At 67.5% G+C, this 12,159-nt stretch carries 9 protein-coding genes; 6 read left to right on the top strand and 3 right to left on the bottom strand.

Annotated elements, in window-relative coordinates; genetic code table 11:
* Nucleotides 1-4: 4 nt before the first annotated feature.
* Both AB3147_RS10590 and AB3147_RS10585 read left to right on the top strand, forming a co-directional pair.
* Nucleotides 5-775 carry an ABC transporter permease gene (locus AB3147_RS10590; protein WP_175124152.1) on the top strand — a complete coding sequence of 257 codons (771 nt, stop codon included), beginning with the start codon at nucleotides 5-7 and terminating at the stop codon, nucleotides 773-775.
* Entirely contained in the window at nucleotides 763-1,551 is a 789-nt protein-coding gene (locus AB3147_RS10585; protein WP_343736738.1) for an ABC transporter ATP-binding protein, read from the top strand. Before AB3147_RS10590 ends, AB3147_RS10585 begins: the two co-directional genes overlap by 13 nt.
* Here the strand turns inward: AB3147_RS10585 and AB3147_RS10580 are convergent.
* Nucleotides 1,548-2,585: a LysR substrate-binding domain-containing protein gene (locus AB3147_RS10580; RefSeq protein ID WP_313067469.1), complete on the bottom strand. Its 1,038-nt coding sequence runs from the start codon at nucleotides 2,583-2,585 to the stop codon at nucleotides 1,548-1,550. The genes AB3147_RS10585 and AB3147_RS10580 overlap by 4 nt on opposite strands.
* Before the next feature lie 93 nt (nucleotides 2,586-2,678).
* Between AB3147_RS10580 and cydC the strand changes: the two genes are divergently transcribed.
* Together cydC and AB3147_RS10570 are read left to right on the top strand one after the other, a co-directional pair.
* Nucleotides 2,679-6,287: a thiol reductant ABC exporter subunit CydC gene (gene cydC, locus AB3147_RS10575; protein WP_367351897.1), complete on the top strand. Its 3,609-nt coding sequence runs from the start codon at nucleotides 2,679-2,681 to the stop codon at nucleotides 6,285-6,287.
* A 456-nt stretch (nucleotides 6,288-6,743) separates the two neighbouring features.
* Nucleotides 6,744-8,630: an ABC transporter ATP-binding protein gene (locus AB3147_RS10570; RefSeq protein ID WP_239214361.1), complete on the top strand. Its 1,887-nt coding sequence runs from the start codon at nucleotides 6,744-6,746 to the stop codon at nucleotides 8,628-8,630.
* Between the two features lie 149 nt (nucleotides 8,631-8,779).
* Here the strand turns inward: AB3147_RS10570 and AB3147_RS10565 are convergent, their stop codons facing one another.
* Nucleotides 8,780-9,412, bottom strand: coding sequence for a LysE family translocator (locus AB3147_RS10565; RefSeq protein WP_239214358.1), 633 nt, complete (start codon nucleotides 9,410-9,412; stop codon nucleotides 8,780-8,782).
* Nucleotides 9,413-9,544: 132 nt separating this feature from the next.
* Here AB3147_RS10565 and AB3147_RS10560 point away from each other — a divergent pair, with 132 nt between their 5' ends.
* Entirely contained in the window at nucleotides 9,545-10,027 is a 483-nt protein-coding gene (locus tag AB3147_RS10560; RefSeq protein ID WP_105238374.1) for an Lrp/AsnC family transcriptional regulator, read from the top strand.
* 166 nt (nucleotides 10,028-10,193) lie between these two features.
* On the opposite strand, the gene AB3147_RS10555 is transcribed toward AB3147_RS10560, so the two are convergent.
* On the bottom strand, nucleotides 10,194-10,868 hold the full coding sequence (locus tag AB3147_RS10555) for a DJ-1/PfpI family protein (RefSeq protein WP_175124147.1): 675 nt from the start codon (nucleotides 10,866-10,868) through the stop codon (nucleotides 10,194-10,196).
* 90 nt (nucleotides 10,869-10,958) lie between these two features.
* Between AB3147_RS10555 and AB3147_RS10550 the strand changes: the two genes are divergently transcribed.
* Nucleotides 10,959-11,846, top strand: a complete 888-nt coding sequence (locus AB3147_RS10550; RefSeq protein WP_367353531.1) for a GlxA family transcriptional regulator — start codon at nucleotides 10,959-10,961, stop codon at nucleotides 11,844-11,846.
* Nucleotides 11,847-12,159 lie beyond the last annotated feature (313 nt).

The following is a 12,159-nucleotide window of genomic DNA, read 5'->3' as shown; positions in this document are numbered from 1 at the left end:
GCCTATGTCCACACGTTCGTCATCCCGCGAAACGCGCCTGCTCTGGGTCAGCGTGTTTTCGCTGCTGGGTTTCCTGCTGATGTGGGAAGGCCTGTGCCGTGCCGGCGCGGTCGACCCCATCTTCCTGCCCGCGCCGTCCCAGGTCTTGGCGCGCGCGCTTTCCATGTCCGACCAGGGCACGCTGTTCTACAACGTGCTGGCCTCCACGCGCCGCGTCATGGTGGGCTTTCTGGCTGCTGTGATCGTGGCGATTCCGCTGGGCATCCTGCTGGGCACGTCCAAGGTGGCGCGCGCTGTCTTCGACCCCATCATCTCGTTCCTGCGCCCACTGCCGTCCATGAGCTGGATTCCGCTGTCGCTGCTGTGGTTCGGGATCACCGAAACGCAGAAGTACAGCATCGTGTTCATGGGGTCCTTCGTGCCCGCGTTGCTGTACGTGATGGAGGCCTCGCGCAGCATCGACCCCGTGCTGGTGCGCGCCGCGCGCAACCTGGGCGCTAACCGCTGGCAGGTCATGCGCGAGGTGCTGTTTCCGGGCTGTCTGCCGCAGATCCTGTCGGGCATGAAGATCATCCTGGGCCTGTCCTGGACCTGCGTGATCTCGGCCGAACTGGTGGCGTCCAAGGAAGGCCTGGGCTTCATGATCATGAACGGCAAGGAATTCTTCCAGACCGACACCGTGGTGCTGGGCATGGTGCTGATCAGTTTCACCGTGCTGGTGACCGATCTGTGTTTGCGGCTTCTTGAACGATGGGTGCTGGCATGGCAGCGATGAACGACACGATGATCCGGCTGACGGACGTCTCCAAGGCCTACGGCGAAGTGCCGGTGCTGGACAAGGTCAACCTGGAGGTCAAACGCGGAGAATTCCTGGTGCTGCTGGGCGCCTCGGGCTGCGGCAAATCGACACTGCTGAACCTGATGGCGGGCTTCATCACGCCCAACACGGGCTCGGTGGAGATCAACGGTAAAAAGGTCACCGACGTGACCGCCGCCTGCGGCATGGTGTTCCAGCAGTACGCGCTGTTCCCGTGGCGCACGGTGCAGGAGAACGTGGAGTTCGGCCTGAAGATGCGCGGCATGTCGCGCCAGGAACGCGCGCCGATCGCCCGCAAGTTCATCGAGATGGTGGGCCTGAAGCACGCGGCGGACAAGTATCCGCACGCGCTGTCGGGCGGGATGAAGCAGCGCGTGTCGATTGCGCGCGTGCTGGCCAACGACCCGGACGTGATGCTGTTCGACGAGCCGTTCGCGGCGCTTGATGCGATGACCCGGCAGGTGCTGCAGGACCAATTGCTGTCGATCTACGAGGAGAGCGGCAAGACCATCGTTTTCATCACGCACTCCATCGACGAGGCGCTGACCCTGTCGACGCGGATGGCGGTCATGGGTTCCAAGCCCGGCCGCATCGTGCAGGACATCCAGAACGACCTGCCGCATCCGCGCAGCGCGGACGTGCAGTTGTCGCCGCGATTCGTGGAACTGAAGCGGGCGATCTGGGAGCGCGTGCAGGAGGAAGTGACGCGCAGCATGGAGTTGACGGCCGATTAACCGCGCCGCGTGCGCGATCCGGCTGGACGATCTTGATGCTCGGCGTGGACGTCATGCGGGGCAAGGCTGCCGAATACTCCGTCGGGGCTTTGCCACGCGCCTGTGCTGCGGCCTTCCTCGGCCAGAAACTCCACCAGCGCGGGCAATGAGGGATCCATCGGCCGGTTGGCGTGGATGCGCATGACATAGCCCCACGAGCCCGGCATGCGCAGATGCGGCATCAGCGGCACCAGCCGGCCGCTCGCCAGGTCTTCGTCGATCAGCGGCGCGCGGCCCAGCGCGATGCCCACCCCTGCCGCCGCCGCGGCCACCACGGTGCTCAGGCCGCTCAGCACCATCGGATCCTGCCAGTCATCCGGCGCGATCCCCAGCCGGGGTCCCCACGTGCGCCAATCGGTCTCCGGGCTGTCGATGTGCTTTTCTTCCAGCCAGCGGTGGCGCAAGAACACGCGCGAGTCATTGCGGTCGGCCTCGGGCACCAGCGCCGGACTGCATACCGGCACCACGGTCTCGGTCATGAGCGGAATGTCGCCCGGCGCCGCAATGTGCGGCCCCATCGCGCGCACGTGCAGGAAGGCCAGGTCGATGTCCTGGGTTTTCCAGGCCGGATCCTGGCTGGCGTGCAGATACACCTGGATGTCGATGTCCGGATGCAGTTCGATGAAGCGGCCGATGCGCGGCGCCAGCCACAGCGCGGCCAGCGACGGGTTGGCGGACACGTTCAGGGTGTAGCGCCGCTTGCCGCGGGCGCTGGCCCGGACATTGCGGCAGGCGGTTTCCAATAGGGTCAAGGCCTGTTGTACGGAAGCCAGCAACGCAGCACCCGCCTCGGTGGTCTCGGCGCGCCGCACGGTGCCGCCCCGGCGCAGCAGCGAGGTTCCCAGGTCGGCTTCCAGCGCCCGCAACTGATGGCTGACTGCGCTTTTCGTGACGTTGAGCTCGGCAGCGGCGCGGCTCAGGCTCCCTAGACGGGCCACGGCTTCGAAGGCGCGCAACGCGGCCAGCGGCGGCGTGCGGGTAGAGGAATCGGACATCGGTTGAGTTTATCTCAACCCTTGATTGAAAATTCATCGCTTTCGCGCGCGCGCCGGATCGGGGACGATGCAGGCTCTGGATGGAGTAATGCTATGTATTTCGATTCGAGGCTGTGGCGTCTGACCGAGGGTCTGCGTGCCGGCATGGCGGGCGGCATCTTTCTGGGCCTGTTGGCGCTGGCGGCCGGGATTGCGCGGTACGTGTTCCTGGGGCAGTTGCTCGCACGCGTTTTCGACGGGGCGCCGTGGCAGGAATGGGCAATGCCGGCGCTATGCGTGGCGGCCATGGTGCTGCTGCGGGCGTTGCTGGACGACTGGCGCACGGTGCAGGCCAACCGCACATCCGCTGCCATCCAGCACACGCTGCGCGCGAAGCTGTATGACCGCATCGTCGCGTTGGGACCGGCATGGTTCGCCAACCAGCGCACGGGCGGCGTCATGCTGACCGTGGTGGACGGCGTCGAACAGTTGCAGACCTTCTTCGGACAGTATCTGCCGCAGGTCGCCATCGCGGCCGCTGCACCCTTTGCCATCTTTGCCGTCATTGCGTTCTGGGACGTGCCGACCGCCCTCGTCTTCCTGGCCGCCGCCCTCTTCGCATTGTTCGGGCCGATGGCGGTGCACATGCTGGACCGCCGTGCCAGCCTGGCGCGCAGCCGGTCGCTCAACGAATTCGGTGAAGAGTTTCTGGACGCGGTCCAGGGGCTGCCCACGCTCAAGTCGTATGGCCAGGGCAAGGCCTGGGGCGAGCGGCTTGCCGCCCGCGCTCGCAGTCTGTCCGACAACACGTTCTGGGTACTGTCCGTCAGCCTGCTGACGCGCGGCATCAGCGACCTGGGCGTGGCGCTGGGCGCCGCGCTGGCGCTGACGCTGGGCGCCTGGCGCGTGACCACCGGCGACATGAGCGTCGAGGCGCTCTTGATCGTGCTGATGGCGGGCACCGAGATTTTCCGCCCACTGCGCGATCTGCGCGCGGTGCTGCACCGGGGCATGCTGGGCCAGTCGGCCGCCGCCAGCATTCACGCGCTGATGGACGCACAGCCACTGACGCCCGCCCCCGACGCGCGCGCCGCGCAAGCGGGCCCTGCGCGCCTGGCGCCGACCATCGAGTTCGACGACGTCGCCTTTTCGTACACGCCCGAACGCGCTGCCCACCGGGGCCTGGCGTTCCGCATTGCGGCGGGCGAACGGGTCGGCGTGGTCGGCCCCAGCGGCGCGGGCAAGTCCACCATCGTGCGGCTGCTGCTGCGCGAATGCGTGCCGCAATCCGGCGCGGTCCGCGTGGGCGGGCACGACGTCAACGCGCTGGACACGCAGTTCCTCTTGTCACACATCGCGCTGGTCAGCCAGGACATCACGCTATTTCACGGCACCATCGACGACAACCTGCGGCTGGGCCGCCCCGACGCAACGCTTGATGAGGTGCGCGCCGCCGCCCGCGCCGCCAACATCGACGACTTCATCATGGCGCTGCCGGACGGCTACGCCACGCGCATTGGCGAGCGCGGCCTGCAATTGTCGGGCGGCCAGCGCCAGCGCGTGGCGATCGCCCGCGCCCTGCTGCGCGACGCGCCCATCCTGATCCTGGACGAGGCGCTTTCGTCGGTCGACACCGAGAACGAGGCGCTGATCCAGCAGGCGCTGGACCGCCTCATGGCCGGCCGCACGACGCTGATCCTGGCGCACCGGCTGGCCAGCGTGATCGGCGCGGACCGCATCCTGGTGCTGGACCAGGGCCGAGTGGCCGAAGCCGGACCGCATGCCGACCTGATGCGCGAGAAAGGGCTGTACTACCGCCTGATGCACGAACAGGCGGCCGCGCACCGCAACCCGGCCGCAGGCGTATTGCCCTCGGCGCAGCAGGCGGCGGGCAATCCCGCCGCCGAGCCCGACGACGGCAACGCGCCCGGTCCGGCCCTGCGGTGGCTGGACGCGGATGCCGAGCAGGTCGGCTGGCGCGCCACACTGGGCACCCTGCTGTCGGTGGTGCGCCCATGGCGCGGCACCCTCATCGCGACCATTCTGCTGGGCGTGGCGCGTGTCGCCGCCTTCATCGGCGTGGGCGTGTTCAGCGCCCTGATCGTGGCCGCCATCCGCGACGGCGGCGATACCACCGCGCTGATCGTCGGCCTGCTGATCGCCGCGCCGCTGGCCGCGCTGTTCCATTGGCTGGAATCGTGGCTGGCGCATGCGATGGCCTATCAGCTCCTGGCCGACATGCGCGTCAAGCTCTACGACAAGCTGGAACGGCTGGCGCCCGCATACCTGCTGCAACGCCGCTCGGGCGATCTGGTCGCGCTGGCCACACAGGACGTGGAGATGGTCGAGTATTTCTACGCGCACACCATCGCGCCGGCCATCGTGTCCGTGCTGGTGCCGTTGTCCGTGCTGGGTTTCCTGGGGTTCTACAGTTGGCCGGTGGCGCTGGCGCTGCTGCCGTTCCTGGCCTATGCGCTGGTCTCTCCCGTGCGCGGCCGGCGCCGCGTCGATGCGTTGGGCGACAAGGCGCGCGAAGCGCTGGGTGAAATGAGCGCTCACACCACCGACACCATCCAGGGCCTGGCCGACCTGACCGCCTTCCAGGCGACGGGCCGGCGCCGCGATCAGTTCTTGAAGGTCGCCGATCACTATCGGGCGCGGCGCTTGGCCATCCTGCGCGACCTGTCCCGCCAGACGGCCTGGTTTGAAATTGCGATGGGCTTGGGCGGACTTGCGGTGGCTGTCGTGGGCGCGCTGCAGGTGCAGGCCGGTACGCTGGCGGCCGGCATGCTGCCGCTGCTGGTGCTGATCGCGCTGGCGACGTTCCTGCCGGTGTCCGAGATCTCGCAGGTCAGCCGGCAACTGGCCGACACCATCGCCGCCACGCGCCGCCTGCACGTGGTGGCCAACGAACCCGAACCGGTCGTGGATGGCCCCCTGCCCGCTCCGGTGGCGCCGCATGGCCTGTCGCTCGCGTTCGAGGGCGTCAGCTTCGCCTACCCCGGCAAGCGCCAGGACACGCTGCGGCAGCTTAGCTTCACCGCGCCCGCCGGCGCCACGGTGGCGATTGTCGGCGCCTCGGGTGCGGGCAAGAGCACGGTGGCGAGCCTGTTGCTGCGCTTCTGGGATCCCCGCGAAGGCGCAGTCAAGCTGGACGGCGTGGACGTGCGCCAACTCCAGCTCGACGGCCTGCGCGAGCGCGTGGCGCTGGTCACGCAGGACACCTATCTGTTCAACGACACGCTCGAAGGCAACATCCGGCTGGCGCGTCCCGAGGCCAGCCGCGAAGACCTGATGCGCGCACTGGAACAGGCAGCGCTGGCCGACTTTGTGCAGCGTCTGCCCGAGGGGCTGGCGACCCGCGTGGGCGAACGCGGCATGCAGTTGTCGGGCGGTCAGCGGCAGCGCATCTCGATTGCGCGCGCCTTCTTGAAGAACGCGCCGGTGCTGATCCTGGACGAAGCCACGTCGCATCTGGACACGCTGTCGGAAATGCAGGTGCGCGGCGCGCTCGACGTGCTGATGCGCCACCGCACGACGCTGGTGATTGCGCATCGCCTGTCCACCATTCGCGACGCCGACCTGATCCTGGTGCTGGACCGCGGCACGCTGGCCGAGTCCGGCACGCACGACCAACTGCTGCGCAAGCAAGGCGTGTATGCGCGGCTGGCAAGCCATCAGGGCGGGTATACCGCTGCGGGCGCGGCGTCGCTGCCCGGTTAGCGCGGCGGTCGCGCCGCTCGTTGCGCCCGCTGATCCGCTGCGATCGTCTTGATCGCAGCGTTTGCGGCGCATGCAGCGTCGGGCGCCTTTGCCGCATCCGCCGCGTTGAAAAAAACCGACATCGCATTCTGTCCCCACGCGCGGCCCGTTGATTCGCCTACATCACTTGGATAGAATCGGCAATTCGGGCCTCGCGCCCATTTCCTTTTTTCCCCTCACCCACCGACAGGGAGGCCGCATGATGTACCCCATGCCGAACGCCGTCCCGCGCGTGTCCCCGCGACGCCATTAAGTCGTCGCCCGCGCGGCACCATCGCCAGTTCACTACCTGGCGACCGGTCCGCCGTGCCCATTTGAACCCTTAACGCAGTTGCCAGCGCCCCTTCCGGCGCACGGCGTGTTTTTCCTCTTTCCTTACAAGGAACCTGGCGTGTGCTCTGCCGCCAGGCCATGGCAATGGCTAGAAAAAAAATCGATTTTCGAGGACAGGCCTTCAAGGATGTCCTGGGCTTTACCTTCCGCTATTGGGGCCGGCAGCCGCTGCGCATCGTCGTGATCGTGGCGCTGGCGCTGCTGTCCGCCGTGGCCGACGTGCTGACCCCGATGTACGCCGGCCGCCTGGTCGACGCCGTGGCTTCGGGCGCGGCCGGCGACCAGCTTGCCTGGACCGCCGCCATCACCGCCTTCTGGCTGCTGGTTGCGCTAGGCGTGGGCGGGACGCTGCTGCGCCAGGCGGTGTTCCAGAACATCATCACCTTCACGCTGAAGATGATGAACGGCATCGCCTCGAATGCCTTTTACCGCGTGCAGCGCTTTTCGACCGACTGGCATGCCAACAGCTTCGCGGGCTCGACAGTGCGCAAGATCACGCGCGGCATGTGGGCGGTGGACCTCTTGAACGACACGCTGCTGGTGGCGCTGCTGCCGTCGGTCGTCATGCTGGTCGGCGCCACCGCGCTGCTGGGCGCGCACTGGCCACTGATGGGGCTGGTCGTGGGCCTGGGTTCGGTGCTCTACATCGCCGTCACCGCCACGCTCTCGCTGGCGTACGTGGCGCCCGCCGCGCGCCTGGGCAATGCCTGGGATACGCGCATGGGCGGCGCGCTGGCCGATGCGGTCAGCTGCAACGCCGTGGTCAAGGCCTTTGGCGCGGAGACGCGTGAGGAAGCGCGGCTGGACCGCGTCATCGACAAGTGGCGCCGCCGCACGCGCCGCACCTGGATCCGCGCCACGTTCAACGGCGGCATCCAGGGCGCGATGCTCGTCGCCATGCAGGCCTCGATCCTGGGCGCATCGCTGCTGCTGTGGTCGCGCAACCAGGCCAGCGTGGGCGACATCACGTTCACGCTGACCATGTTCTTTGTGCTCCAAGGCTATCTGCGGGACGTGGGCATGCACATCCGCAACCTGCAGCGCTCGGTCAACGACATGGAGGAACTGGTGTCGCTGGAAAAGCAGCCGCTGGGCGTGGAAGACCGGCCGGGCGCGGGCGACATTGCGGTGACCGCGGGCGAGATCCGCTTCGAAGACGTGACGTTCCGCTATGGCGCGCACAACGTCGCGCTGTACGACCGGTTCTCGGTGCGCATCGCGCCGGGCGAACGGGTGGGCCTGGTCGGCCACTCGGGTTCGGGCAAGACGACGTTCATCAAGCTGATCCAGCGCCTGTACGACGTGAACGGCGGCCGCATCACCATCGACGGGCAGGACATCGCCCAGGTGAAGCAGGCGTCGCTGCGCGGGCAGATCGCGATCGTGCAGCAGGAGCCCGTGCTGTTTCACCGGACGCTGGCGGAAAACATCGCCTATGCCCGCCCCGGCGCGTCGCAGGCCGACATCGAGCAGGCGGCCCGGCTGGCCAGTGCGCATGACTTCATCATGGCGCTGCCCAAGGGCTACGAGACGCTGGTCGGTGAACGCGGCGTGAAGCTGTCCGGCGGCGAACGCCAGCGCGTGGCGATTGCGCGGGCGTTCCTGGCGGACGCGCCGATCCTCATCCTGGACGAAGCCACGTCCAGCCTGGATAGCGAAAGCGAGGTGCTGATCCAGCGCGCGATGGACCGCCTGATGGAAGGCCGCACGACGCTGGTCGTAGCGCACCGCCTGTCGACAGTCCGGGCCCTGGACCGCCTGCTGGTGATGGACCATGGCCGCGTGATTGAAGAAGGCAGCCACGACGCGCTGATCCGCCTGAAGGGCGGCCTGTACCGGCGCCTGTTCGAGCGCCAGGCGCTGGAGCTGACCAAGGGACTGGATCCCGCAGAACTGCTGGAAGACGGCGCCGTCCCGCCGCCCGCCAAGGCTGACGAGGTCGACGCAGCGTCGTTCGCCTTCGGCAAGTAACGCAGGTGCGGTGCTAAGCAATAAGGCCCGGCGCGATTGCGCGCCGGGCCTTATTTGTTGCGGATTTCGACGCATAGGGCCGGTGTCTGACACCTCATTTGGTCTTACAAAACCATGGCTGTCCAACTCCCAACCAGGTGCCGCGCACCTCAGGCCGGGCGATTGGCGAAGGTCAGGCGCAGGCCGAAGCCGATCAGGGCGGTGCCGAAGACCAGGCTCTGGATCTTTTGTGCGCGCGGGCTGGCGGACATCCAGCGGCCTACCGCGCCGCCCGCCAGCGCGCACAGCACGTCGAACGTCAGGCCCAATCCGACGAGGATGACGCCCAGCACGGCAAACTGCTGGCCAATCGGGCCGCGCTCCGGCGACACGAACTGCGGCAGGAGCACCGAGCAGAACAGCAAGGCCTTGGGGTTGAGCACATTGGTGAGCACGCCGCTCATCAGCGCGGGTCCCCAGCCTGCATGTCGCGGCGCGGCCTCCCCGTCCAAGGGCGGAACGGCAAGCGGCGCGCGCAAGAGACGGATCCCCAGCCACACCAGATAGCAGCCGCCCACCGTGCGCGCCGCGTCGAACGCCCAGGGGTGCGTCTTGAACAAGGCCGCCAGACCCAGCGCGGCCAGCGTCACGTGCGCCGCACGAGCAATCGCCAAGCCCGCCGCCACCGCCAGCGCCTGTCCGCGACCGCGCAGCAGACCGGTTTCCAGCAGCAGGATCATGTCCGGCCCGGGCACCACGTACACAATCAGCAAGGCTCCCAGAAACAACGCCATATCGGCCATGACCGCGCTCCACCGCAAGTTTTCAATGGCGAGATTCTAGAAAAAAGGGGCTGGCATGTGCTTGCCATTCTTGCCAACTTGGATACCATTCCTGGCACAACCCGCTAACCCAAGCCTGAATTCCCCCCATCCATGCCAAAACGCCAACTTGACGCCTACGACCGCCGGATTCTGGAGGCGCTGCAGAAGAACGGCCGGCTCACCAACGTGGAGCTGGCGGACCAGATCGGCCTGTCGCCCTCGCCCTGCTTGCGGCGCGTGCGGATGATGGAAGAAGCCGGCGTCATCCAGGGCTACGAAGCGCGGCTGGATCCGCACGAGGTCGGATTGGGATTGACGGTATTCGTGGGCGTGAAGGTCGAGCGCCACCACGAGCGCGACGCCGAAATGTTCCGCAACGAGGTCAGCGCGCTGCCGGAAGTGATCGCCGCGCATCTGGTGTCCGGCGAGTCCGACTTCCTGTTGCAGGTCGTGGTGCCCGACCTACGCGGGTACGAGCAGTTCCTGCTGCATACCCTGCTGAAGCTGCCCGGCGTCAAGGACATCCGCAGCAACTTCGCGATCCAGACGGTCAAGCCGCAGAGCCCGCTGCCGCTAGACCATCTGGGGCGGTGAGCGGCGCAGCGATAAAGGCTGTGCCACCCTTCTTCAAAGGCAGGGCCACCGCTGTGACGGCATGAACTTCGCCGCCACGGCATTGCCATCGTCGCGACACCTCACCCCCGCGGCATGGCCGCCGCCGTCACGGCCGAATCGCCGCCCTCTTGCCATGCTCACCGCCTCACCGCATGGCCGCCGCCGCCCGATCCACCGCCGCACTGCGTCGCTCGAAACGCGCCTGCGACATCGCCAGATAGCGCTCCACAATCGCCGGCTCGGACGTCTTGGGCGTGCCGCCCGGAAACGGCGGCTTCGGATCGTATTCGATCTGCAACTGGATCAGCTTCGCCACATCCTCGCCGCACAGCGACGCCACCACCTTCAGCCCCATGTCGATCCCCGACGTCACGCCGCCGGCCGTGAACACATTGCCGTCCACACACAGGCGCTCGTCGCTCGGCGTGGCCCCAAAGCGCGCCAGCAGTTCCCGCGCCCGCCAGTGGCTCGACGCCCGCTTACCCCGCAGCAGCCCGGCCGCACCCAGCAGCAGCGATCCCGTGCAGATGCCGAACAGGTATTTGGCGCCCTGCCCCTGCCTGCGGGTGAAATCCACCCACGCCGGATCGACGATGGCGTCGTCCGTGCCCGGTCCGCCCGGCACGACCAGCAGGTCGCAAGGCTGCGCCGAGTCGATCGTTTGCGTAGGCACGAAGCGCAAACCCCGGTCGCAGCGCACCGGCTCCATCGTTTTTGCGACAAAATCCACGGTAAATCCCGGCGCGTTCGCCAGCACTTCGTACGGCCCGGTCATATCCAGCTGAGTCAGCCCTTCGAACAAAACGATATTCACCTTCATGACGTTGCTCCCATGAAAACGCCAGAACCCAGCATAGGCGAACGCGCGCCGCGCGGTGCGCCAGAAAACGCGCCAATCGCGCCACAACGCGTGCTGTTCGTGCTGTATGACGGCTTCCAGCCGCTGGACCTGGCAGGACCGTGGCAGGCCTTCAGCTCGGCCAACGAAGAATCGGGCCGCCAGCTATATGCCTTGAACACGATCGCGGCATCGCCCGTGGTAACCACCTGGGAACAAGGGCTGCGCATGCAAGTGGACAGCACCTTCGAAGCGGACGACGACGCGCCCATCGACATGCTGCTGGTGCCCGGCGGCCCCGGCGTGGATCGCGCCGCGGCGCACGGTGAAACCCGCGCCTGGCTACGCCGCCGCGACGCCGGCACACGCCGCACCAGCAGCGTCTGCACGGGCGCATTCATCCTGGCAGCCGCCGGCCTGCTCGATGGCCGCGCCGTCACCACGCACTGGCGCTCCGCCGACCGGCTGCACAAGCTTTACCCGGGCTTGCGCGTCGATGACGATCGCATCTTCATCGAAAGCGGCAAATACTGGACCTCCGCGGGCGTCACCGCCGGCATCGACCTTGCGCTGGCGCTGATCGAACGCGACTTCGGCGCCGCGCTGTCCCAGCAGGTCGCGCGGCGGCTGGTGGTCTTCATGCGCCGCAACGGCGACCAACGCCAGTACAGCCAGACGCTGCGACTCCAGGACCGCGTGGCCGCCCCATTCCGCGAACTGGTCGAAAAAATGGAAGCACGCCTGTCGGCCCGCTGGTCGGTGGACGACATGGCCGACGCCTGCGGCATGTCGCGGCGCACCTTCCAGCGCAAGTTCGCAGCACACTTCGGCGTCACGCCGGCCGAAGTGCTGCGGCGTCTGCGCGAAGAGCGCGCCGGTGCCTTGGAGGGCTCGGGGAAGATGACGAGGAAGGCCGTTGAGCAACACGTAGGTCCGGTGTACAAGCGTTCGCGGCAGTAGCCGTGAGGCGGTGTCAGGGGCGATAACAGCAGGCTGGGTCGGCGGCGATAACGGCAAGGCTGCGTCAGAGCTTCGTAGGTCGCCCGACGCCGCGGTCCCGGTGGGCACGAGCGCCCACGATTGCGGTCCGGAGCCTTCGCTCCGGACTGCCCCGTCGTCATCTTCGTCCGCCTTCGGCTCCCTTCAGATTCCCTCGGGCGCATCGACGGCGCTCGTGCCCACCGGGACCGCGACGCCGTGCTGCGAGGGTCTTTGGTTTGGGGCGCTTCAAGACCTGTGGTCAGGGCAGGAGATCTGCGGGGCCGCCGGGTTG

Origin of the sequence: Achromobacter animicus, assembly GCF_040775605.1 — a bacterium.
In the GTDB taxonomy this organism is placed as follows: domain Bacteria; phylum Pseudomonadota; class Gammaproteobacteria; order Burkholderiales; family Burkholderiaceae_B; genus Achromobacter; species Achromobacter animicus.
The sequence above is the reverse complement of the archived record's forward strand: the minus strand, read 5'-3'. Positions and strand labels throughout refer to the sequence as shown.